This is a genomic window from Rhizobacter sp. Root1221 (assembly GCF_001425785.1).
In the GTDB taxonomy this organism is placed as follows: domain Bacteria; phylum Pseudomonadota; class Gammaproteobacteria; order Burkholderiales; family Burkholderiaceae_C; genus Rhizobacter.
On record NZ_LMDI01000032.1, the window covers coordinates 24,715 to 47,129 of the forward strand.

Annotated in this window: 18 protein-coding genes; 6 read left to right on the forward strand and 12 right to left on the reverse strand. The window is 68.3% G+C overall.

Annotation, left to right across the window (positions count from 1 at the left end; translation table 11 throughout):
- Window positions 1-153: 153 nt before the first annotated feature.
- From ASC87_RS20520 to ASC87_RS20540, 5 genes are all read right to left on the reverse strand, one after another.
- Complete coding sequence (locus ASC87_RS20520; RefSeq protein WP_157604165.1) at window positions 154-750, reverse strand: hypothetical protein; 597 nt, start codon at window positions 748-750, stop codon at window positions 154-156.
- A gap of 156 nt (window positions 751-906) precedes the next feature.
- A complete protein-coding gene (locus tag ASC87_RS20525; protein WP_157604166.1) occupies window positions 907-1,113 on the reverse strand; it encodes a hypothetical protein in 207 nt (68 codons plus the stop codon).
- Window positions 1,114-1,131: 18 nt separating this feature from the next.
- Entirely contained in the window at window positions 1,132-3,429 is a 2,298-nt protein-coding gene (locus tag ASC87_RS20530; protein ID WP_056666575.1) for a YcaO-like family protein, read from the reverse strand.
- Window positions 3,426-4,505, reverse strand: coding sequence for a hypothetical protein (locus ASC87_RS20535; protein WP_056666577.1), 1,080 nt, complete (start codon window positions 4,503-4,505; stop codon window positions 3,426-3,428). Before ASC87_RS20535 ends, ASC87_RS20530 begins: the two co-directional genes overlap by 4 nt.
- A gap of 334 nt (window positions 4,506-4,839) precedes the next feature.
- Complete coding sequence (locus ASC87_RS20540; protein ID WP_056666580.1) at window positions 4,840-5,709, reverse strand: LysR family transcriptional regulator; 870 nt, start codon at window positions 5,707-5,709, stop codon at window positions 4,840-4,842.
- A gap of 75 nt (window positions 5,710-5,784) precedes the next feature.
- Between ASC87_RS20540 and ASC87_RS20545 the strand changes: the two genes are divergently transcribed.
- Window positions 5,785-6,684 carry a DMT family transporter gene (locus ASC87_RS20545; RefSeq protein WP_056666583.1) on the forward strand — a complete coding sequence of 300 codons (900 nt, stop codon included), beginning with the start codon at window positions 5,785-5,787 and terminating at the stop codon, window positions 6,682-6,684.
- A 51-nt stretch (window positions 6,685-6,735) separates the two neighbouring features.
- Here the strand turns inward: ASC87_RS20545 and ASC87_RS20550 are convergent, their stop codons facing one another.
- The 7 genes from ASC87_RS20550 to ASC87_RS20580 form a co-directional block, all read right to left on the reverse strand.
- Complete coding sequence (locus ASC87_RS20550) at window positions 6,736-7,530, reverse strand: helix-turn-helix transcriptional regulator (protein WP_235582232.1); 795 nt, start codon at window positions 7,528-7,530, stop codon at window positions 6,736-6,738.
- A gap of 21 nt (window positions 7,531-7,551) precedes the next feature.
- Entirely contained in the window at window positions 7,552-8,004 is a 453-nt protein-coding gene (locus ASC87_RS20555; RefSeq protein ID WP_056666586.1) for a gamma-glutamylcyclotransferase family protein, read from the reverse strand.
- Window positions 8,005-8,153: 149 nt separating this feature from the next.
- Entirely contained in the window at window positions 8,154-11,321 is a 3,168-nt protein-coding gene (locus ASC87_RS20560) for a response regulator (RefSeq protein ID WP_056666589.1), read from the reverse strand.
- A 79-nt stretch (window positions 11,322-11,400) separates the two neighbouring features.
- Entirely contained in the window at window positions 11,401-12,390 is a 990-nt protein-coding gene (locus ASC87_RS20565; RefSeq protein ID WP_056666593.1) for a substrate-binding domain-containing protein, read from the reverse strand.
- A 270-nt stretch (window positions 12,391-12,660) separates the two neighbouring features.
- Entirely contained in the window at window positions 12,661-13,416 is a 756-nt protein-coding gene (locus tag ASC87_RS20570) for a GntR family transcriptional regulator (RefSeq protein WP_056666595.1), read from the reverse strand.
- On the reverse strand, window positions 13,413-15,176 hold the full coding sequence (locus ASC87_RS20575; protein WP_056666598.1) for a glycerol-3-phosphate dehydrogenase/oxidase: 1,764 nt from the start codon (window positions 15,174-15,176) through the stop codon (window positions 13,413-13,415). The genes ASC87_RS20570 and ASC87_RS20575 overlap by 4 nt, the downstream gene beginning before the upstream one ends.
- The gene (locus tag ASC87_RS20580) at window positions 15,173-16,663 is read right to left on the reverse strand and encodes an FGGY family carbohydrate kinase (protein ID WP_056666600.1); all 1,491 of its coding nucleotides are present in this window, start codon (window positions 16,661-16,663) and stop codon (window positions 15,173-15,175) included. Before ASC87_RS20580 ends, ASC87_RS20575 begins: the two co-directional genes overlap by 4 nt.
- 155 nt (window positions 16,664-16,818) lie before the next feature.
- Between ASC87_RS20580 and ASC87_RS20585 the strand changes: the two genes are divergently transcribed.
- The 5 genes from ASC87_RS20585 to ASC87_RS20605 all read left to right on the forward strand — a co-directional run bounded on the left by ASC87_RS20585 (window position 16,819) and on the right by ASC87_RS20605 (window position 22,336).
- Window positions 16,819-17,850, forward strand: coding sequence for a substrate-binding domain-containing protein (locus ASC87_RS20585; RefSeq protein WP_056666603.1), 1,032 nt, complete (start codon window positions 16,819-16,821; stop codon window positions 17,848-17,850).
- Entirely contained in the window at window positions 17,847-19,370 is a 1,524-nt protein-coding gene (locus ASC87_RS20590) for a sugar ABC transporter ATP-binding protein (protein WP_056666606.1), read from the forward strand. Before ASC87_RS20585 ends, ASC87_RS20590 begins: the two co-directional genes overlap by 4 nt.
- Window positions 19,371-19,462: 92 nt before the next feature.
- The gene (locus ASC87_RS20595; RefSeq protein ID WP_157604167.1) at window positions 19,463-20,392 is read left to right on the forward strand and encodes an ABC transporter permease; all 930 of its coding nucleotides are present in this window, start codon (window positions 19,463-19,465) and stop codon (window positions 20,390-20,392) included.
- Window positions 20,389-21,369 (forward strand): aldo/keto reductase, encoded by a 981-nt coding sequence (locus ASC87_RS20600; RefSeq protein WP_056666609.1) that lies wholly within the window; start codon window positions 20,389-20,391, stop codon window positions 21,367-21,369. Before ASC87_RS20595 ends, ASC87_RS20600 begins: the two co-directional genes overlap by 4 nt.
- Before the next feature lie 97 nt (window positions 21,370-21,466).
- On the forward strand, window positions 21,467-22,336 hold the full coding sequence (locus ASC87_RS20605; RefSeq protein WP_056666612.1) for a class I fructose-bisphosphate aldolase: 870 nt from the start codon (window positions 21,467-21,469) through the stop codon (window positions 22,334-22,336).
- The last annotated feature ends 79 nt before the right edge of the window (window positions 22,337-22,415 follow it).

Here is a 22,415-nt window from a genome sequence, read left to right on the forward strand (position 1 = left end):
CGCATCGTGACGGGGGCGCCAGCATGACGGCCTTGGCAAAGTCCATGAACCTGTCGGTCGCGAGAATCAGCCAGCTGATTCGCCGAGCAGCCGGGCACTGAAGTCCAGGGCTGTTGCTGAAAGCCGCAAGCCTCTGCAGCTTTCATCCGTGAATCAATCCACCGGCAACGCCCAGAACTTGAATACCAGCACCCGCCGATCGGACGGGCACGTGCGCGACACCGACCGGCCCACATGCAGCGGGTCGCCCGCGATCTTCATGACACGGCCCGGCTTGGGCCTGACGGCGGCGATGACCTCGTGGTCGTCGTCAAACACGAGGGTTTCGCCCGCCCAGGCGATGTCCCACCGGGCATTGCAGTAGACGAGCACGGTGTGGTGCCGGGGCCGTGCCGCCGCCGCACCGATGTCGCGGTGCACCCCGCCCTCGGTGCCGAAGGCGTTGGCGCTGAGCAGGCAGTCGTAGAGCCGCAGCGGGTGCGGGTAGCTGGCCTTGATCAGGTTCCAGCAGCGGGTGATGCACTGCAGGTTGTCGTCCAGCTCGGCCAGCTGCGGTTCCACGTCAGCCCGGTCGCCGTCGTCGGAGACGGCGATGGGGTAGTACCAGTGCACGTCCAGGTCGTGAGAGCCGTAGCGTTCCTTGCGGTTGAGGAAGTACATGGGCATCCATGACATCGTCTCGATCAGCTCGTCCCGCAGTGCGTCGTCGAGCAGGTCGTCGAGCACCTGGACACTTGGCCCGGTCAACATGGCAGTCTCACCCTTGGAAAACGTGAATCACCGGGGCCTTGTGCCCGGGCACGCCGGCAGGCCGGTTGGCGATCCGGGAACAACGGCACGAGCCGGCCGGGGCAATCCGGGCGGCTCGCGCCATGTCGGAGTCTCGGTGACCCCGGAAGGGCCCGCTCACTCGCTGTCGCGCTCGCGGCCGACGCCGCCGCCGTCATTGATCAGGTCACCGCCGCTGCTGGAGCTGAGCGGCAGGCCGGGGCGGTGCGGCAGCCGCACGCGCTTGACGGCCGACCACCGGTTATCCGGCGACGGGGATGCCTTGGCGGTGGTGGCACTGGCGTTCGGGCCGATGCCGGTCATGGAGACTTGGTTGGCTTTCATGGTCACCTTTCAGGTGGGTTAAGGAAACGGGTGAGGGAACAGGGCGTCGGGGTGTACCGCGCCCAACGTGGCGAGCGGCTCCCGGCCGAGGCCGAACGAAATGGGGATGAGGCCTGGCACAAGGACCCGGGCGACCCGAAGTGGGGTGCGGCCCTGGTCCACGTGATGCTTGTCCGGCGTGATGTCGACGGCGAACGATGCCAGGCCGGACTGTCCGAAGCGCCGCACCATGTCGTCGAGCGAGCGATTTGCCAGCGGGCGCGGCCAGCGCGTGGTCCATCTGGGTTCTTCAGGAAAAAGGACGGCATCGGCTCGCCGGAAGTGCGGCGCCAGGCCGTAGATCGAGAAGTGGTCTTCAGGGGTGACGGCGGCATCCGGGGTCGCGACCGTGGGTGCGTGGCCGTGCAGCCACGCGTAGACACGGGACTCGGTTTCATCCAGCGCACCATCCACCGCCTGCGTGAAGTCGGTGCCAGCCGCAGCGCCCAGCGTGGTGAAGTGCCGGGTCTCGTGCTGCACCGACACCAGCGCGACGTGCAACCATGGGCTGTGCAGCCGCTGCAGCAACACCCGGCAACCGGTGTCCTCGATGGCTTGCACGCGCTCCCTCAGCGCCCGAGGCCATTGCTTCACCGGCACCGCATCGCCCGGCGTCTGCGCCAGCCAATGCCGCATGAAGGCGTCCCGTTCGATCACCTCGCGCATCGCCCGGGTGGTTGCGTCCTTGAGGTCGACGCCTGCGGCGCAACCTGAACTGGTTTCCTGCGTGAACGGGCGATCGGCGGCAACACCGGCCTGGCGCAGGGCCGACCGGGCGAAGACCAGCTCGGCCAGCACGTGCACCTTCTTGCCTGTGGCCAGGTTGCGCGCCTGCACCCAGGCGTGCGGGCGGGCCGGGTCGAACCGCTCAAACGGGAAACCGGGCCGGTCGTACTGCTCGGCGGTGTAGATGGGGTGGGTGGTCGGGTCGATGGCCTTGGGGATGTCGGCCAAGGCACCTTCGACGATATTCCGGGGCTGGCAGTAGCCTTCGCGCTCGATGGCCTCGGCGAGTGCCTTGCGCATCGCGAGCATCGGGTCGGCATCGCGGCCCCAGGTGTGATGCCGTTCGTCGTGGCCGTCCATGATCTTCGCGCGAGCCAGGTGGAAGCTCATCTTGAAGTACGGGGACGCAGACTCCACCCAGGCGAAATCGAAGGTGGGTGAATCTGGCACCCGATCCAGCTGGCGCGCCGTGGCGCGGGCACCGAAAAGTGCGGTGCCCAGCATCACGTGGCGCTCGTCCAGGGCGCACAGCGCCAAGGACGGGCGTTCGTAGTAGCCGCCGAGCGTGGCTTGGCCGATGCCGAGGGCGTTCGCACTCAGCGCCACGTTGTGCAGGGCGGCGCCAGCTTCCATGAAAAGGTATTGCAACGAGCGGTTGCGGTATCGCATGGCGCCCACCACCGGGTCCGCCGCGACGAAGATCACACCGGTGGCATACGTGAGTTGCCAGGGCTTCGTGTTCGTGAGCGGCAGGGTGTCGAGGCACTCGTTGACACAAGTCAGTGCCACGAGCCGCTCGCCCGGGTAACTGACGCGGTAGACGCCGGGCGTGTACCGGCCCACCGTGCGGCGGAGGGCCACGTAGATCTGCAGCAGGTGCATGGCACCGGCCGAGGCCAACGTGCGCTGCGGAATCAGCGTACCTGAACGCGGGTGGGTTGCGCTCACCACGCCGGCAGCGGACCACAGCAGTCGATGCAGTGCCTTCTCGGAGACGGGTTTGTCGTCGTAGGTGTAGAGGCTGGTGCGATCCGCGAAGAACGGGTCCAGCGGCGCGTTCGTGACGCGCACGCTGTGGCGCGGCAACGCCGACGGGGCGTTCTCGTCGTTCCACAGGAAGCGCGGCGCGATCCGGTCTGTCACCGGCACGGGGGCGGCCAGGCCGAACGGCGAGAACTGGAAGCCGTAACGCACCGCGTGGGCACAGGCGAGGCTCCCGTCGATCAATGCCCCTTGCTCGAACAGGAAGCCCATGAATGCCGCGAACTCTTCCCGCTGGTCCGTGGGCGTGATGCGGCCCAGGACCTCGTCGACCGTGAGCGTGCCGTCGCACAAGGAAAACAGCAGGTCCAGCAGCGCGGTGGGCGCCGCCACCTCGACGTCGGCGCCGGGTGTCCTGACCACCAGGATGCCATCGTCGCCGTTCTGGCGGATGCAGGTGGCTCCGGCCAGCATCGGGGTGAGCCGGTCGGTGGCGCCTATCGTGTCCAGCACGGATTGTGGTACCGAGTCGTTGAAGACGGCCAGCGGCAACCGGGTGACCTGCTTCATGTGGACTCCGCGGGCGAGGACTCCGTCGGCGCTGCGGCGCGTGCCGCGCGCACCACCTCCGCGAACGCACCTGGCGGGGTGTTCGCCGGGGTGCCGAACAGCGAAGACAGCATCTCGAAGTAGGCCGTGGGCGGGCAGACCGGGTTCGAGTTCAACTCGAGCCACCAGACCTTGCCGCTTGCGTCGAGCACACCGTCCATCGCACACAGCACGGGCGCGTTCAGTTCCGCCCGTAGTGCGGCGGCGAGCCAGGCGCCCGCCTGGAGCAACTGCTCACGCTGCGCGTCAGGCATGCGAGGCCAGACGTTGTCCTGCGACTCGGTGTTGCCTTGCTGTGTGAAGCGCCGACCGTACCGGTAGTCGATCCAGACCGGGTGCCCCTCGGCAGGAACGGCACCCGGATCCTCGCCTTGGTACGCCAGGCATCCGCTGATCTGGTCCCGCTCGCCATAGCTTTCCCAGGTTTCCCCGATCTCTGCCAGGCGGCGTGTCACGAGCGTGTGCAGATCGGTGCGACCGTCGCCGACCACCTCTGCGTAGGATTGGCTCTGGACATGGACGGGCTGAGCGCCCCAGAACCACGCCTTGATGATCTGCCCGGGCGTGAACGCCTCTGCGAACAAGGTACCCCGTGCCCGCCCATCGGACAACGCAGCAGGTATCTCAGGCAACTGTCCTTGCCGGAACGGCCCCGCCAGCTGGTAGCCGAAGGATCCGACCGAGCGTTTCAGGATGAAGTCCGTCGTGGCATCGCCACCCGAGGGCCAGTGGGCCGGCGTGGGCAGGCCGGCCGCCGCGATGGCCTGCTTGAACACGAGTTTGTCCGTGGACATCGCCAGGCGCAACGCCTGGTATGGACGCCAGCCGATGAACGAGGTGGATTTGGGCAGCAGCGTGTTCACATGCAGCATCCGCCCATCCGATTCGTGGAGGAATTGGGGTAGGAGCCGGTAGTAGCGGTTGCGCGCCTTGACCTCCATCTCGAAGCTCGCGATGTCGAGGCGAGCCTCTCCTCCATGGGCGTCCGCCCAGGCTTTGATGGCCCGGAAGTGGTTCATGGTGATGAGGCTGAACATGGTGAATTCGTGTACGAGTTGGATGGGGATCCGCCTGGGCGGACATCACGGCTCGGCAGGGTGAGCCGTGCGGCGTGAGCTCGCTGCACGGTCTTCTCCCGACCATCGCCTCAACCAGTACATCCCAAGGTTCTGCTGGCGGTTAAGCAAATCCCAGTGAGGTAGAGGGTCTTTCCGAACGCACGGAGTCTAGTGCGCCCTTGAAACGTCTTGTATGTGGGCCGGGATGATTTCTCGACTGGGCATTCGCGGGCTGCGACAAACTGCACGAATTACGCGTCCAGGCCTTTGCATGACGATCGGCTGCGTTTGAATGCCTTCGTGCTTTGATGGCTCACTTCGCCGCTTCCCGCGCGGCCAGGTCCCAGAACGCGCGGGCCACCGGCGACAGCTTGGCGATGTCCAGGCAGGCGAGGCCCACGGCGCGGGGCTGCCGAGGCGACAGCGGGCGATACACCACCCCGGCGGGCGGATCGGGCAGGGCCAGGCGTGCGGCCATCGACACGGCCAGGCCGTGTCGCACGAACGCGAGGATCGACAGGATCTGGGTGAACCGGTACAGCACCTCGGGCCGCGCACCATGGCGCGACAGGATCGGTTCGATGACCGGGCCTCCGCCGGCTTCCGACAACACGAAGTCCAGGCCGCTGAATGCAGCGATGGGCACGCTCGCCTTGCGCGCGAGCGGGTGCCGCGCCGGCAGGATCGCCACGAACTCGTCGTGCACGAGCGGCAGCACGTCGAACCGCTCGTCGGGTGCGATCACGAACCCGAGCTCGACGCGCTTCTGGACGAGCCATTCGTCCACGACCTCGTCGCTTTCCTCGTCGATGCGCACCTGCACGCCGGGGTGGCTGCGGCGGAACGCCGCGAGCCACGGGGGCAGCAGGTTCATCGACGACGTGGGCCCGAACGATCCGATGCGCAAGGTGCCGGTCTTCAGCGCCGAGGCGTCCTGCAGCTCCTGCGTGACGGTGGCGGCGAGCGCGGTCATTTCGCGGGCGCGCAGCAACAGGCGTTCACCCGCATCGGTCATCGACACGCCGGCCGCATCGCGGTGCACCAGCCGCACGCCGAACCCGGACTCCAGTGCCCGCAGTGCATGGCTCACCGCGGACTGCGTGGTGCCCAGGCGCATCGCTGCACGCGAGAAGCTGCGCGCTTCCGCCAAGGCAATCAGCACCTCCAGCTGCGACAACGTCATGATGAGTATTTGCTCATTGGCATGTGAGCATCGTAGCAACGATCCTCATGGCTTTACCACCGCCTGCCTCTGCCCATGACCACTGCATTGCCATCACTCGCTGCGCTCTATGTGCGCCTGGCCTGTGTGCCGCTGATCTGGGGCGGCACGTTCATCGCGGCCCGGGTGGTGTCCGCCCACCTGCCCCCCGCCACGGCGGCGGCGCTCCGCTTCGTGTTCGCGGCGTTGGCGCTGCTGGCGGCCGTGCGGCTGTCACGCGGTTGGCGCGCGATGGGGCAGCTCGGCTGGCGCCAGCTGGCGGCCACCGCCGCGCTCGGCGCCACCGGGGTGCTGGCCTACAACCTGCTGTTCTTTCGGGCGCTCGCGGTGTTGCCCGCTGGCCGTGCGTCGGTGATCGTGGCGTTGACGCCGGTGGTCACGCTGGTGCTCGCGGCCGTGGTGCTCGGCGATCGCCTGTCGCCCAGGCGGTGGGGCGGGGTGGTGATGGCGTTGGCCGGCGTGTGGGCCGTGGTGACCCGGGGCGACCTGTCGCAGCTCGCCGTGGCCGCCGGGCGCGGTGAACTCGCGATGTTCGGCGCCGTGTGTGCGTGGGCGGTGTACACCCTCGTGGGGCGCACGATGCTGCGCGAGGTGCCGCCGCTGGTGGCCACGGCATGGGCAGCGGTGTGGGGGGTGATCTTCCTGGTGCCAGTGGCCTGGTTCGAGCGCGCGCAGGTGCGCATGGCCGACGTCACCATCGGGACGTTCGCCGGACTCGTGTTCCTCGGGGTGCTGGGCACCGCGGTGGGGTTCGTCTGGTACAGCGAGGGGGTGCAACGGCTCGGCTCTGACCGTGCGGTTGTCTTCAACAACCTGGTGCCGGTGTTCGGCGTGGCCCTCGGGTGGATGCTGCTGGGCGAGCCGGTGGGGTCGAGTGCGCTGCTCGGCGGGGCGTTGGCCGTGGCGGGGGTGTTCGTGGTGAACCGGGCTGCATGACTCGCCGGTGGCGATGCGGCTTCACACGCTGCCGTCGACCCTGCGATGGGTTCAGGCGGCCGCGTGGACACCGTCGAGTTGCCGGAACGCATGCGGCGGGCAGCCGAACAGCACACTGAATGCCGTGGCATAGGCCGCCGCGCTGTCGAACTTCATGCGGTGGGCGACGGCCTTGATGGAATGGTTCGACGCCAGCAGGTCGAGCGATGCGATGAGCCGTGCCCGCTGCCGCCATGTCCGGAAGTTCATCCCCGTCTCGGCGGTGAAGCGGCGCGTGAAGGTGCGTTCGGACAGCGCTATGGTGGCCGCGAGGTCGGCCATCGGCCGTGACCACAAGCCTTGGTCGATGACCCGTTTGGCGGCAAGGCGCAGGGGTTCCGTGGTGGGCCAGGGCAGTTGGGTGGGCAGGCACGCCGACTCGCGCAGCGCATGCAGCAGCAAGGCGGCCATCAGGCCTTGCATTGGCACGGTGCGCCCCACCTCGAACAGGCCCAGCACCAGTTCCCTGACCAGCGGCGAGGCCACCGTGGCATGCACCTCGCCGCGGCGTTCGAAACCGGCGCAGCCGGCCACGAACGAGGGGTCGAAGTACACCGTGCGCATCGCGGTGTCGGACAGCATGAGGATGGTGTGGGGGTGGTCCGGCGGCAACCACAGCGCCCGCTGGGGTGGCACGGTCCAACGTCCGCGGTCCGTCTCGACCGACATCACCCCCGACAGCGCAAAGACGAGCTGGGCCGTGCGGTGCTGGTGCTGCGGCAAGACGACCCCTTGGCGGTGCTGCCTTGCCAGCACTCGCCAGGCGGCGGGCAGCGGGGCGGGGAGGATGTGCACGTCGGCGGACATGCCGCATGGTAGCCCGCGGGTTCAGTCGGCCGCGACAGGTGTCCCCAGGGCCACCAGCCGGTCGAGGTACCACGCTGGAAACCCGTGCTCGCGGCCGGCAGCCACGAGACGGGCCAGGTAATCGAGGTCGGGCGGTTGACCTCCGTGGGCGGGCGAGATGTAGCACAGCACCGGCAGCAGCCGATGGTCCGCGGTGCTCACCACGACGGCTTCCGGGAGGAACACGCCCACACCGCCTTGTGCATACAAGCGGCCCAATTCGTCGTGGGAGGCTTGGACCACGATGCCGCAGATGGCGTGTGACGGGCTCCGGCTGATGCTGGCGTGGGGGTCGATGCGGATGTCGAACCCGTCGAGCCGCGCCACCTCGACCCGGTCGGGGTGGAGACCGCCACGGGCCATCACGTCGGGGCGGATGAAGCTGCCGTAGAAGAATACCGGGATGCGGCGGGCGGGGGCGGCGGATGCGGTCATCGGGTCAAGCGCGGAGTGAAGGGCCGCCCGATGGTGCGGCCGCAGGCCGCGCGCGAGGCGCCAGCGGCTTTCGCCGTGACGCCAATCCGGCTCGGGTGGTGGGCCGCACGTGCCACCGGCTGGCGGCGCGCTGCTCGATCTGCTCCCTGCTAGTGAAAGCTCGTCTGGCTCGCGGCCGGTGGATGGGCGGGTTCGGCTTCCAGCACCCGCAGGCCGGCAATGACCGGCTCGAGCAACTGGGCTACGTTTCCCAGCAGCGCGTCGACGTCCGGGTCTTCGGAGCCATGGTTGCAGGCTTGCTCGAGCGCCGCGGCGGCTTCCTGGACGGCGCGCATCCCGAGCGTCCCGGCTACGCTCTTGAGGTCGTGCGCCAGACGCGCCGCGGCCGCGGCATCTCCCGCCGCCCGCGCAGCCCTGAAGCGGGCGGCGAAGTCGCCCTCCCGGTCACGGAACATGCGCAGCAGGTGGCGGTACAACGTGTCGTTGCCCATCATGCCTGCCAGGCCGACCCGGCTGTCGACACCGGGCAGTTCGCCGAGCGACCCCGGGTCGGCACCTCTGTTCGCGTTTTCGAGCGCCGCCCCCTCATCGGCCACGGCAGGGTGCACCCAGCGCGCCAGCGTGGAAAACAACTCGTCGAGCTTGATCGGCTTGGCGATGTGGTCGTTCATGCCCGCGGCGAGCACCTTGTCGCGGTCGCCGACCATCGCGTTGGCCGTCATCGCGATGACCGGCAGATCCTGCCACTGCGCGTTCTGGCGCAGCGCCCGGGTGGCGGCGTAGCCGTCCATCACCGGCATCTGGCAGTCCATCAGCACCCCGTCGAAGCGCTGGCGCGCCAGCATCTCGAGGGCCTCCTGGCCATTGCCCGCGACGCTGACAACGATGCCGGCACGGCTCAGCACATCCAGCGCCAGTTCCTGGTTGATGGGGTTGTCTTCGACCAGCATGATGTGTGCACCGTTCAGCTGGGCCTGATGCACGAGCAGGGCCTCTTCGCGTCGCGCCGTGCGCGTCGGATGGCGTATCGTCAGCCCCAGCGCTGCGCCGCAGGCATCGAACAGGGTCGACGGTGTGATCGGCTTGGCCAGCAATGCGCCCACAGCCACCTGCTGTTCGGACAGGCGCTGCTGCACCTCGCCGCGGCTGAAGGCCGTCAGCATCAGCACGGGCGGTGCCGGGTGGCGCTGGCGCCCCTGCTGCGACAGCATGCGCGCGCATTCAACGCCGTCCATGCCAGGCATCTTCCAGTCGAGCAGCACCAGGTCATAAGGCTCGTCGCGCGCGTCGGCGAGCGCCACCAGGCGCAGCGCATCCTCGCCGTCGCCGGCCGTGTCGACCTCCAGCCCGAGCGCGCCGGTCATGTGGGCGAGTACCTCGCGGGCGCAGGCGTTGTCGTCCACGATCAACGCACGCGTGCCGCGCAGGCCCTGCTGCTGCGGCGGCTGCGGCCGCTCGGCGGCCTCGGGCTGCAGTCCGAAGGGCACGGTGAAGTGAAAGCTGCTGCCCTGGCCCGGCGCGCTTTCGACCCCGATCTCGCCGCCCATCAGGCGCACCAGGTGGCGGCTGATCGCCAGCCCCAGGCCGGTGCCACCATAGCGCCGGCTGGTCGAGGCGTCCGCCTGCGAGAACGGCTCGAACAGGCGATGCTGCTGCTCGACACTCATGCCGACGCCGGTGTCGCGCACCTCGAAGCGCAGCCGCACCGACGCACCGTCGCGCTCGACGACCTCGATGGCGACGACAACTTCGCCGTGCTCGGTGAACTTGGCGGCGTTGTTGCCCAGATTGAGCAACACCTGGCCCAGCCGGGAAGGATCGCCCACCAGCGCGGTGGGCAGATCCGGCGGCTCGTCGAACAGCAACTCCAATCCCTTCTCCTCGGTCTTCATGCCGATCACGCTGCCCAGGGTGTCCATCACGTCGGTGAGGCTGAACGGGATGGATTCCATGTCGAGCTTGCCGGCCTCGATCTTGGAGAAGTCGAGGATGTCGTTGATGATGCCCAACAGCGATTCGGCCGAGCCGTGCACCTTCTGGATGTAGTTGTGCTGTTGCGGGTTGAGACCGCTTTGCAGGGCCAGGTAGGACATGCCGAGGATCGCGTTCATCGGCGTGCGGATCTCATGGCTCATGTTGGCCAGGAATTCACTCTTGGCCGTGCTGGCCGCCTCGGCCTCGCGTCGCGCCTGCCGGTCGGCCTCGGCCTGCTTTCTCTCGGTGAGATCGACGATGAAGGCCACGCCCTGGTCTTTTGAATCGCTCAACAGCGCGCCGCCGATGAGCACCGGTACCAGGCTCCCATCCTTGCGGATGTAGTGCTTCTCGTAGGATGGGCTGCGCCCGGTGTCCAGCAGCTGCTGGATGGCATGGCGGTCTGCGTCGGCATCTTCCGGCGGCGTGAGCCGGGCCCAGTCCAGGCGCCCCGCGCGCAAGTCGTCGCGGTCATGGCCGATCATCTCCAGGAACGCGTCGTTCGCCTCCGTCACCGCACCCGACACGTCCCAGAAGAACACGCCGATCATGCTGGACTCGATCACCCTGCGCAGGCGCGCTTCGCTGGAACGCAGTGCCTCCTGCGCCTCGCGCTGCTCCCGGGTCCGCTCCTCGATGCGCTTGCCCATGGCATTGACGCCGCGCTGCAATGCGCCAACCTCGTCATCGGCCTCGGCGTTCGGTACGCGGGCTGACAGTTCGCCCTGCTCGATCTGCCTGACACAGTCCAGCGTCACACCAATTCGGCGCATCAACCAGCGCCCGAACAGGCTGAGGGCGATCCCGCTCAGGCACAAGGCGACGAAGGTGATGCCCCCGATGGCACGCATGAACGCGAACATGGCCGCGTAGGCCTCGTCGCGCGACACGGCCACGCCCACCAGCCAGTCGATCGGCTGCAGCATGTGGAACACGGCCATGCGCGGGTCGCCTTTGTAGTCGTACTGCAGCGAGCCCGCCTCGCGTTGCAGCATCTCCTCGACGAAGGGATAGTTCGCGCGTTCGCCCATCTTCGCGTTGGGGTGGTAGACGACCCGGTGGTCGTTCCTCTCGACGATGAACAGCGTGGCCGACGCGAAGCCTTCCTTGCCGCGCAGCCGCTGCAGCTGCGCCTCGGCCTCCCTGCTGGCGGCCACCACGCCGGAGCGGCTGAGTTGCTGTCGGATGGACTGCGTGGCGCTCTGCAACTCCAGTTGCATCAGCCGTTCGCGGGAATGCCGCAGGTCCGATTTGATGAAAAGTACCGCGGCCACGAGAACCGCCGCCGTCATCACCAGGATGGTGACCAGCGAGAGCAGGTTGAGTCGTGTGGAAATCTTCACAACCCGCTCCTGAATTCGAGGAATGCGGTACCGCCGATCGGTGTGCGCACGGCGTGTTCCTCCGCCCGGGGGGCTGCGGTCAGAACTTGAACTGGTCCACGTTGTCCTTCGTGAAAACCAGGACGGGCAGCGCCACCTGCATGTTGATCGCGTCCTTGCGCGGCGTGAAGTTCCCCAACCTGCCGGCCCGGAACGGTTGCCCCAGCTTCAGTCCCCCGGCCAGCAGCTGGCGTGCGGTGTAGACGGTCAGGTATCCGTGGTCGGGCGCATTCCAGAGCAGCACGGTCTTGACCGTGCCGTCTTTCAGGAACTCGCGCATCAGGTTCGGAGTCGAGTTGCCCACCACGGCCACCTTGCCCACCAGGCCGGCGTCCCGGACCGCCCGGGCAACGCCCGGGGGGTTGGGTGCCCCGAGCGCGACGATGCCCTTGAGGTTGGGAATCGACTTCAGGTAGTCCTGGGCGATTCGGTACGCCTCTTCGGTGCTTTCGCCAGCAGGGCGAATGTCGACGATGCGCAAGCCTGGGTACTTGGCATAGATCGTCCGCTTCATCGCGTCGATCCAGCTCGTCTGGTTCGGCGCCGTGAAGCTCGTCGTGACGATGGCGATGTCGCCCTTCGGGCCGATCTCCCCGCTCATCGACTGCACGAGCTGGGCGCCGAATTCCTCGAAGTCCACCAGGTTCACGAAGAACTCGCGCTGCTTGCTGTCGCCGTCCCAACTCATGACGTGAATGCCGGCCTGCTGTGCCTTCATCAACACCGGCACGATGCCCACCGGATCGTTGGCCGCCACGGCGATCAGGTCCGGTTTGGTGGGAATGAGGCGCTCGATCATTTCGATCTGCTTTTCCACCTGGTCTTGCGTGGGCCCCATCCAGGTCACCGCCACATCGGGCAGCTCCTTGGCGGCCGCGTCGATGCCCGTCTTGACCGCGTCGTAGTACGTGATTCCGACCAGCTTGGGGATGATGACGACGCGGTACTTGGGCTGCGCCTGCGCCAGCGACACCGCCGCTGCGAGCATCAACGCTGCGCACCAGACGAAAGCCCGGGGGAACTTGATCATTGTTCGCTTCCATGTGGGCGGCAATGGCCGTTCGCATGCCCACAAGCGTTCATCGACTGCTGCGCACACACGACTGACGCAAGGTCTCGCACGCTCGGGAAGCTTGGCCCTGCCATGCCGTTCGAATACCGTCCACCCATGATGTGCCAATGCACCTGATTGTCAAGGGCCCTGGTCCGGTGGATGCAGGCCACGCCTGGGCTCGCCCGGGCTGCAGCACCGGGTTGTCTCCGACTCCAGTGGCATTGAACACCCCGTCATTCGACCGGCTCAGGTGGTGGTCTGCACGTGCAACCGGCTGGCGGTGCAGCGGTGCAGCGCGCGGTAGTGTTCGATGGGCCGCCCATTGGCACCGTAGGCGATGGACTCGATGCGCAGCAGCGCCTCGGGTGTGGCCATCTCCAGCAGGTGCGAGGTGTCCGCGTCGGGCAGCACCGCGTCGATCCAGCGTTCGGCGCGCACGATGCGCAGGCCGTACTGGCGGCGCAACACGTCGTAGAGCGATCGGTTCTCGAGCCGCACGCGGTGCAGGCCCGGCGCCAGGTCGGCGGGCACCACGGTTTCCACGAGCAGCTGCAGCTCCCCGTCGACGCTGCGCAGGCGCTTCAGGGACACCACGGCGTCACCCTCGGCGATGCCGAGCGACCGGGCTTCCAGTTCGGTGGGTGCGCGCAGTTCCTGCGTGAGCACCTGCGTGCGCACGGTGCGGCCCTTGCGCTCCATCTCGTCGGAGAACCCGAGCACGGTGGAGACGAAGTCCTCGTCGCGTTCGCGGGCCGACACGAAGGCGCCGCGGCCCTTGATCTTGTAGATCAGGTTGCTGCGCACGAGGTCGGCCAGCGCCTCGCGCACCACGATGCGCGAGATGCCGAATTGTTCGCCCAGTTCCGCTTCGGTGGGCAGCTTGTCGCCGATGGCGATCTCGCCCTGCAGGATCTGGCTTCGCAGCGCATCCCGGAACTGGGTCCACAACGGCGACTCCGAGTTCCGGTCCAGGGGTGGGGGGAGGGTCTGGGTGCTTGTCACGTCGGGATTGAACTGTAGATTGGTGCCGCCGGCAATGATGCCTCGGATGGTGAAGGTGGATCCTCCGGCACGGCGGCCAGCCCCACGCTGTGCTGGTTCCGCAGCACCTCGGCACAGGCCTGCAGCTCCTGCATGCGCCGGGTGGCATTCCAGCCGAGGGCGTCGCCGGCGATGGCGGCGAGTTCGGCGAGCGACGCATCGGTCACCTCGCCCCGGATGGCGAGCAGCGTGCGCCGGATCACGAGGTCGGTCAGGTGGACCACCCCGGTCTCGCGGCACAGATGGCGGATCTCGGCGATGGAGTGGCTGGGCGCGTGCCGCAACGGCACGTCGCCGTAGGTCGCGAACCGGCCGGCGAGGGCCATGGCCGCGGCCCCGTAGCGTGCCACCAGGTCGGCGGCCCGGTGGCGGTTCACGCCCGACGCCGCCATGATGCGTTGCACGAAGCGGGTCATCGACGGGGTGTCGGCCGGCAGGTCCGCACCACCACCGATGGGCAGCAGTTCGGTGGACTTGATGCGCGGGCGGCCCAGCTGGGCGAGCACCTCGTCGGTGGCCTGTTCGGCAAGCGACCGGAACGTCGTCCACTTGCCTCCCACGAGGCAGGTGAGTGGCACGGTGCGGGTGCCGTTCGGCGGCTCCACCACCACCGAGTGGTCGCGCGAGATGCGCCCGGGCTTGTCCGCGTCGGACCGGGCCAGCGGCCTCACGCCCACGTACGTGTACACCACGTCGTTGCGGCCGAAGGTGAGTTGCGGGAACACCTCGCGCAACACGTCGAGCAGGTAGTCGATCTCGGCGGGCTCGGTGGCCACGTGGTCCGGGTCGTCGACGGGGATGTCGGTGGAGCCCACCAGCACCCGGTCCAGGAACGGGTACACGATGCACACACGGCCGTCGGACGCCTCGAAGTACGCCATGCGTTCGTCGAGTGACGCGCGCAGCACCGGATGGTCGAGCACGAGGTGCGAGCCCTTCGTGCCCATCACGCGGGCACCCGCGCCCCCCAGCGTGGCGGCCGACTGGTCGAGCCACGCGCCCGTGGCGTTCACCACCGTGTCGGCGGTGACCTGCACCACGTCGCCGGTGACCTCGTCGCGCAAGGTGACGGTGTTGCCGGTGCAGCCGAGCACGCGGCAATGGTTGGATGCGGCGGAGGCGGGCTGGTCGCGGCAGGCGTCGGCGATCAGCTCCAGGATGAGCCACTCGGGGTGGCTGATCCAGGCGTCGAAGAAGGTGGCGGTCCAGCGCACCGACGGGCGGAACAGCGCGCCATCGGCGGACGGCACCCGTGCAATGCGGTGGCCCGGCATGACCCGCTGCCGGCGGCCCAGCAGGTCGTAGAGCCGCAGGCCCAGGGCCACGACGAACAGGCCGCGGGCGCCGGGAGACATGGTGATGCCGGTGAACCGCAGCATGCTGCTCAAGAGCCCGCCGAAGCGGCTGGACAGCGGCACCACCGTCTTGAGCGGGCGCACGAGGTGCGGGGCGTTGCGCAACAGCAGGTTGCGCTCGCGCGTGGCTTCGGCCACCAGTGAGAACGCGCCGTTTTCCAGGTACCGCAGGCCGCCGTGGATCATGCGCGATGGCGCGCTGCTGGCGCCGGCCGCGAAGTCGCCCTTGTCGACGATGAGACAGTCCACATGTTGCAGCGACAGGTCGCGGAACACGCCCACGCCATTGATGCCGGCACCCACGATCACGGTCGAGAAGTGCCGGCCGGCCAGTGCCGCCGGGCGCACGAAGGGTGGCGTGCTCATGCGGTCTCCTTGGCCTGCACGGCAAACGCGGGCGACAGGCTTTCCACCAGGTCGTTGAACCCCGCGTAGAAATCGGCATGGGCCCGCGCTTCATGGGCGGCGGGGACCACCACGTCGCACGGCGCGGGCAACGCGGCATCATCGGCCGGCGCCTGTGACCGCGCTGCGTACTGCGCCGCCCCCCGTGCACCGGTCTCGTCGTCACCACACCGTTCCACCGGGTGCCCGAGGAACGACGCCAGCAGACGGACGAGGCGCACGTCGCGCGCGCCGCCACCCAAGGCGGCCACCAGGCCCGGCACCCCGAGTCCGAACGAGGCGAGCCGCAAGAGGTGCCGCGCATGCAACGCAGCCACCGCGTCGACCACGGCACGGGCCATGTGCGAGCGGTCGTGGTGGCCTTTCAGCCCGATGAAACCCGCGGACGCACCGGGCGGCGACCCGCCGCCATTGATGAATGGGAGGAACCGCAGGCCGTCGGCACCCAGCGGCACCGTCATCGCGCAGTCCACCACCGCCGCGGCACTCGGGAACTGGAGCGCGCGCGCGAGCCACGCCACGTTGGCCATCGACGACGGGCTGTTCTCCAGGTACAGGCGCCGGCCGGGTTCGCCAAAGTTGACGATGGCGCCCACCGGGGGTTTCGGCTCGGCCACAGGCCCGATCACGGCGTTCACGCACCACGTGCCGAGCACGGCCACGGCCTGGCCGCGGTGTTCCGCGCCCACGGCGTTCAGCGACGCGAGCAGGTCGATGGCGCCGACAGTGACGGGCAACCCGGCGGGCAGGCCGCACTCGCGCGCCTGCGTGGGGGTCAACGTCCCGATCACGGTGCCGGTGGGCACGATGGGGGGCAGGGTGCCGGCGGCGAGGTCGGGCAGGCCCGCGGCGTCGAACGCCAGGCGCGACCACGTGCCCGAGGCCAGCGACAGCAGGCCCGCGGTGCTGGCGTCGCTGGCATCGGTGGCGAACTCGCCGGTGAGCAGCCAGGTGAGGTAGTCCTTGGCGAACAGCAGGCGGTGGATGTCGCCGCGCTGCACGGCGTCCGCGCCGAACAACTCCGCGGCGATCAACGTGGGTTGGCCGGACCAGGGTTGGCAACCCACCTCCTCGAAGAGTGCCGGGCCATGCAAGGCGGCCAGTGCCCGTGCCCGTGCGCCAGCCCGCTGGTCGGTGGACGCGACGGCGCAGCCACCGATCAACTGGTGCCGGGCGTCGAGTGCATACAGGCCGGCGCCGTGCCCCGTGCAGCCGATGGCCCGCACGTCCGCGGTGCGCGGCCCGAGTTGCGCCGCCACGTTGCGCAGGGCATGCACGAGCGCCGACCGGATGGCCTGGCCACTGAGCTCGCACCCGCCGCCCGGCAACCGGAAGAAGGGCAGTGCACCCCCCGACGCCGCGAGCGGAGAGCCGCTCCCTCCCTCGAAGGCAACCGCCTTGAGGCCCGTGGATCCCATGTCGATCCCGATGAAAATGTCTGTTCGCATGTTATGACATCCTCCGCTTAATCCGGGCGCACTGTACCAGCGTTTCCCCTAATCGAACTGGATTGTCGCTGCTCTATATTTCGTTCGCTGTCATGACAACTGAAGGCGTCACGACAGCATCACCCGTGGGATCAACCCGAGGACAGGAGAGCACGATGAGGCGAGATTTTCTGAAGACCGCAGCCGTGGCCGGTGCAGGTTTGGCCGGCAGCACCGCGTGGGCGCAAGGCGCCGCGGCAACCGGGCTGCGCGGCAACGCCAGCGACGTGTACGTGATGAACGTGATGGTGTCGGGGGTGGAATACTGGTTCCCCGTCTACGAGATGATGAAGCAGCTCGGCCGCACGCTGGGCGTGCGCACGCGTTACACGGGCACCCCCGAATACGACGTCAACAAGCAGCTGGCCTCGTTCGAACAGGAGTTGGCCCGCAAGCCAGCCGGCATCCTGCTGCACCCGATGAACCCGGACCCGTTCATCGAACCCATCAACCGGGCCGCCGGGATGGGCATCCCCGTCGTCACGTTCGCGGCCGATTCGCCGAACTCGAAACGCGTGTCCTTCGTCACGTCCGACAACGACCGCGAAGGGGCCCAGGCGGCCGACGCGATCGCCGCGTCGCTGAACGGCAAGGGCGAGTACGCCGTGCTCGAGAACCCCGGGCAGGACAACCACGATCGCCGCATCAACGCCTTCATCAACCGCATGAAGACCAAGCACCCGGGCATGAAACTCGTGGGGCGCGCGGCCAGCAACCAGGACCCGAACAAGGCCTACCAGGCCACGCTCAGCCTGGCGCAGGCCAACCCGAACCTCGGGGCGCTGTTCATGCCGGAGGCCAATTCGGCCCTCGGCGCGGCGCAGGCCAAGGTCGAGACGAAGAAGAACATCAAGGTGCTGTGCTGCGACGTGAACGCCAAGATCCTCGACATGATCAAGTCGGGCGAGGTGTTCGGTTCGGTGAACCCGAACCAGGGTGTGCAGGGGTACATGGGCATGATGATGCTGTTCCTCGCCAAGAACGCCCAGCTCATCGACCCGATGAACGACGCCAAGCGCAACGGCGCCAACCCGATGGCGGTGCCATTCCTCGACAACGGCCTGTCCGTCGTCAGCAAGGCGAACGCCGACGACTTCTACTGGGACAAGTACCTCGCGCGCCGCGGCACCAAGGGCATCAACGAATGACCCACGCCACCACGCCGCTGCTCGAGCTGCGGGGCATCCGCAAGCACTTCGGTGCATCGCGGGCGCTCGCTGGCGTGGATTTTTCGCTGCACGGCGGCGAGATCCACGCGCTGTGTGGCGAAAACGGGGCCGGCAAGTCCACGTTGATGAACATCATCGACGGCATCCACCAACCCGACGCGGGGGAGATCTTCCTGCGCGGCGAGAAGGTGGTGATCGGCGGCCCGAGCCATGCGATGCAGCTCGGCATCGGCCTGGTGCACCAGGAGATCGCGCTGTGCGGCGACGCCACGGTGGCCGAGAACATCTTCATGCCGGAGGTCAACGCGAGCCGGCGAACCTGGATGGACTACGGCCGCCTGAACGCACGCGCGGCGACGGTGCTTGCGCGGCTCGGGCAGGACATCGCCCCCGACCGCCGCGTCGAGGAACTCAGCATCTCGAACCAGCAGCTCGTGGAGATCGCCAAGGCCCTGTCGCTCGACTGCAAGGTGCTGATCCTCGACGAACCCACTGCGGCGCTGACCGAGGTGGAGTCGGCCGCGCTCTTTCGGGTGCTGCACGAGTTGAAGGCGCAGGGCATCGGCATCATCTACATCAGCCACCGCATGGCCGAGATCTTTGCGCACAGCGACCGGGCCACCGTGTTGCGCGACGGCCGTGACGTGTTCGCCGGCGCCATCGCCGACACCACCCCCGACGGGCTGGTGCGCTGCATGGTGGGCCGCGACCTGGGCTGCTACTACCCGCCCAAGCAGGCGGAGGGCACGGTGCCCGAACCACTGCTCGAGGTGGACGACCTCGCCGACGGCGACCGCGTGAACGGCATCTCGTTCACGTTGCGGCGCGGTGAGATCCTCGGCATCTCGGGCCTCGTGGGGGCGGGCCGCAGTGAACTCGCCGAAACCGTGTGCGGCCTGCGGCGCGCGCGGCGCGGGTCGGTTCGCCTGCGAGGCAAGCCGCTGGCCATCCGCCGCTACGGCGATGCGCTGCGGCACGGCATCGCCTACCTGAGCGAGGACCGCAAGGGCGCGGGTGTGTTCCTCGACCTGCCCATCGCGCAGAACGTGTCGTCGATGGCGTTGCGCTGTGTCAGCTCCCGGTGGGGGCTGCTGGAGCGGGGCAAGGAGCGCAAGCTGGCGTCCGACCTCGGCACGAAGCTCAAGCTCAAGTCAGACGGCGTGGCCATCGCCGCGTCGAGCCTGTCGGGCGGCAACCAGCAGAAGGTGGCCATCGCCAAGCTGCTGGCCACCAACCCCGCGGTGCTGTTGATGGACGAACCCACGCGCGGCGTGGACGTGGGGGCCAAGTCCGAGATCCACCACATCCTGCGCGAACTGGCGAACCAGGGCGTGGGCGTGGTGGTGATCTCGTCCGAATTGCCCGAGATCATCGGCCTGTGCGACCGCGCGCTGGTGATCCACGAGGGCCGGTTGGCGGGGGAACTCGCCGGCCACCAGATGACCGAGGAAAGCCTGCTTCGGCTGGCCTCGGGCTTCAGTGCACAGGAGAAGTCGTGATGTCGAAGATCGAATCCATGGGAACACTGCCGGCGGGCGGTGCGTTTGCCGTGCCCCGCGCCGCGGGCGCCCCCCGGGTGCGGCTGGCCAGCATGCGCGAGGCCGGCCTGCTGCTCATCATCGCGGTGATGTGCGTGGCGATGAGTTTTGCGTCGCCGTACTTCCTCACGTGGGACAACGTGCGCGCGATGCTGCTGTCGTTTTCCATCGAGGGCATCGTCGTGGTGGGCATGACCATCCTGCTGATCGTGGGCGGCATCGACCTGTCGGTGGGCTCGGTGGTGTGTTTTGCGATGGTGGTCACCGGCAAGCTGTTCCTGATGGGGGTGGACCCGTGGACGGCCAGCCTCGTGGCCATCGCGGCCAGCGCGGGCGTGGGGGCGCTGATCGGCGGGTGTGTCACCCGCATCGGCCTGAACCACTTCATCGCGTCGCTCGCGTTCATGGTGATCGTGCGCGGGCTGTGCCTGGCCCTCACGCAGGGCACGCCGCAGTCGCTCTTCTCGCTGCCACCCGAGTTCAAGTTCATCGGGCAGGGGGCGGTGGCGGGCATCCCGGCCGTCATCCTGATCTTCGCGGCCATCGTCGCGGTGAGCGACTTCGCGCTGCGCCGTTCCACGCTGCTGCGCAAGGTGTTCTACACCGGCAGCAACGAAAAAGCCGCCCTGTACTCCGGCATCCGCACCGGCCGCGTGAAGTTCTGGGTCACCGTGTTGTGCTCGGCCCTCGCCGGCGTGGCCGGCGTGGTCTACACCGCGCGTTTTGGCGCCGCCACCCCGACCTTCGGTGTCGGGATGGAACTCAATGTCATCGCGGCCGTCGTGATCGGCGGGGCGAGCCTGAAGGGAGGCTCCGGCACCGTCCTCGGTGCGGTGCTCGGGCTCGCCCTGCTGTCCGTCGTCACGAGTTCGCTGATCCTGCTCGACGTCTCGCCGTACTGGCAGGACGTCATCAAGGGCCTGATCCTGCTCGTTGCCGTCACCATCGACCACCTCATGAACGTCAGGAAGACCACCCGATGAAAACCACCACACTCGGCCCCTCGGGCATCGGCTGCGAGGCCGTGGGCCTCGGCACGTGGGCAATGGGCGGCTGGATGTGGGGCGGTGGCGACGACACCGCCGCCATCGCCGCCATCCGCGCCTCGCTCGATGCCGGCGTGCGCCTGATCGACACGGCGCCCGCCTACGGCCTGGGCCACGCCGAAACGCTGGTGGGCACGGCGCTCAAGGGGCGCCGCCAGGACGCCATCATCGCCACCAAGTGCGGCCTCGTGTGGCACACGCAGCAGGGCACGCACTTCTTCGACGAAGAGGGCCAGGCGGTGTATCGCCACCTGGGCCGTGCGTCGATCCTGCACGAGGTGGACGAGAGCCTGAAGCGCCTGCAGACCGACTACATCGACCTCTACATCACGCACTGGCAGGACAGCACCACGCCGGTGGCCGAGACGATGGGCACGCTGCTCGACCTGAAGGCGCAGGGCAAGATCCGGGCGATCGGTGTCAGCAACGTCAGTGCCGAGACCCTCGCCGAGTACCTGCGGCACGGCCCGGTGGATGCGATCCAGGAGCGCTACAGCCTCATCGACCGCGAGATCGAGTCCGACCTGGTGCCCCTGTGCCGGGCCCACGACGTGGCGGTGCTCGGGTACTCGTCGCTGGCGATGGGGCTGCTGGCCGGCCCCATGGACCCCGATCGCCAGTTCACCGGCGACGACCAGCGGGCCACGAACCCGCGTTTCAGCGCGGCCAACCGGGCCCGCCTGAAGGCGTTCTTCCACGACATCGAACCGCTGCGCAAGCGCATCGGCTGCCCGTTCTCGCAGCTGATGGTGGCGTGGACCATTGCCCACGGTTCGGTGTCGGTGGCGCTGTGTGGTGCCCGCACCGCGGTGCAGGCCATTGAAAACGCCGGTGCCGCGTCCATCGAGCTGGGCCCCGACGAAGTGGCTGCCATCGACGCCGCCGCGTTGCGGCACCTGACCGCACTGGGCTGACTGCCCGCCCGCCACCCATTCCATCCACGGACCGTTTCCGCGGGGCCTCGGGCCTCCGGAGGGGGAACCGTTGTCTTCGTTTCACAAGGAGCTGTGCATGTTGGAGAGAAAAGAGGCCAGGCTGAACCGCCTGCTGACCGCGGGCCGTTGCCTGGACATCGCGGTGGACCACGGGGTCTGCAACGAACCGACCTTCCTGTCGGGGCTGGAAGACATGCCGCATGTGATGGACCAGCTGGTGGCCGCAGCGCCCGATGCCATCCAGCTGAACTACGGCCAGGCCGACCTGCTGCAGGGCCGGCCGGGCCGCAACAAGCCCGCGCTGGTGATGCGGCTCGACATGGGCAACCCGTACAACGCCACGGCCCACCGGGTGATGTGGGCCGTGTTGCAGAACGCCGAGGACCCGGTGCTGCCGGCCGTGCAGATGGATGCCGCCTGCGTGGTGGTCAACCTCTTCATGCTGCCCGGTGAGCCCGACCTCTTCCGGCAGTGCGTGGCCAACATCGCGCGCGTGCGCGCCGAATGCGACCGCTACGGCATGCCCCTGATGATCGAGCCGCTCGTGATGGCGCCGCACACCGAACGTGGCGGCTACATGGTGGACGGTGACGCCGAGAAGATCGTCACGCTGGTGCGCCTGGCGCGCGAGATGGGTGCTGACATCGTCAAGGCCGATCCCACCACGAACGCGGCCGATTTCCACCGCGTGGTGCAGGCAGCGCGCTGCCCTGTGCTCGTGCGCGGCGGCGGCAAGGAGGACCTGCGCCAGGTGTTCGCGCGGTCCCGCGAGCTGCTGGACCAGGGCGCCGTGGGGCTCGTCTACGGCCGCAACGTGTACCAGCACCGCGACCCTTCGGCCGTGGTGCGGGCCCTGATGGCGATGATCCACCGCGATGCCAGCGCGGAACTCGCCTGGCAGGTCTACGAGTCCGGCGACACCGAGCGGGTGCTCGCGGACCGCTGATTCACACCGGCACACCCCAAGGCACGCGGCCTCCGATTCGGCCGCACTCATGAACCGGATCGGATGAACGGCAAAGAGA

Excerpts from the sequence above, each read along its gene's own strand:
- ASC87_RS20520 (WP_157604165.1), bottom strand. The coding sequence starts at position 750 with ATGTTGACCGGGCCAAGTGTCCAGGTGCTCGACGACCTGCTCGACGAC.
- ASC87_RS20525 (WP_157604166.1), bottom strand. The coding sequence starts at position 1,113 with ATGAAAGCCAACCAAGTCTCCATGACCGGCATCGGCCCGAACGCCAGT.
- ASC87_RS20530 (WP_056666575.1), bottom strand. The coding sequence starts at position 3,429 with ATGAAGCAGGTCACCCGGTTGCCGCTGGCCGTCTTCAACGACTCGGTA.
- ASC87_RS20535 (WP_056666577.1), bottom strand. The coding sequence starts at position 4,505 with ATGTTCAGCCTCATCACCATGAACCACTTCCGGGCCATCAAAGCCTGG.
- ASC87_RS20540 (WP_056666580.1), bottom strand. The coding sequence starts at position 5,709 with ATGACGTTGTCGCAGCTGGAGGTGCTGATTGCCTTGGCGGAAGCGCGC.
- ASC87_RS20545 (WP_056666583.1), top strand. The coding sequence starts at position 5,785 with ATGACCACTGCATTGCCATCACTCGCTGCGCTCTATGTGCGCCTGGCC.
- ASC87_RS20550 (WP_235582232.1), bottom strand. The coding sequence starts at position 7,530 with ATGTCCGCCGACGTGCACATCCTCCCCGCCCCGCTGCCCGCCGCCTGG.
- ASC87_RS20555 (WP_056666586.1), bottom strand. The coding sequence starts at position 8,004 with ATGACCGCATCCGCCGCCCCCGCCCGCCGCATCCCGGTATTCTTCTAC.
- ASC87_RS20565 (WP_056666593.1), bottom strand. The coding sequence starts at position 12,390 with ATGATCAAGTTCCCCCGGGCTTTCGTCTGGTGCGCAGCGTTGATGCTC.
- ASC87_RS20575 (WP_056666598.1), bottom strand. The coding sequence starts at position 15,176 with ATGAGCACGCCACCCTTCGTGCGCCCGGCGGCACTGGCCGGCCGGCAC.
- ASC87_RS20580 (WP_056666600.1), bottom strand. The coding sequence starts at position 16,663 with ATGCGAACAGACATTTTCATCGGGATCGACATGGGATCCACGGGCCTC.
- ASC87_RS20585 (WP_056666603.1), top strand. The coding sequence starts at position 16,819 with ATGAGGCGAGATTTTCTGAAGACCGCAGCCGTGGCCGGTGCAGGTTTG.
- ASC87_RS20590 (WP_056666606.1), top strand. The coding sequence starts at position 17,847 with ATGACCCACGCCACCACGCCGCTGCTCGAGCTGCGGGGCATCCGCAAG.
- ASC87_RS20595 (WP_157604167.1), top strand. The coding sequence starts at position 19,463 with ATGCGCGAGGCCGGCCTGCTGCTCATCATCGCGGTGATGTGCGTGGCG.
- ASC87_RS20600 (WP_056666609.1), top strand. The coding sequence starts at position 20,389 with ATGAAAACCACCACACTCGGCCCCTCGGGCATCGGCTGCGAGGCCGTG.
- ASC87_RS20605 (WP_056666612.1), top strand. The coding sequence starts at position 21,467 with ATGTTGGAGAGAAAAGAGGCCAGGCTGAACCGCCTGCTGACCGCGGGC.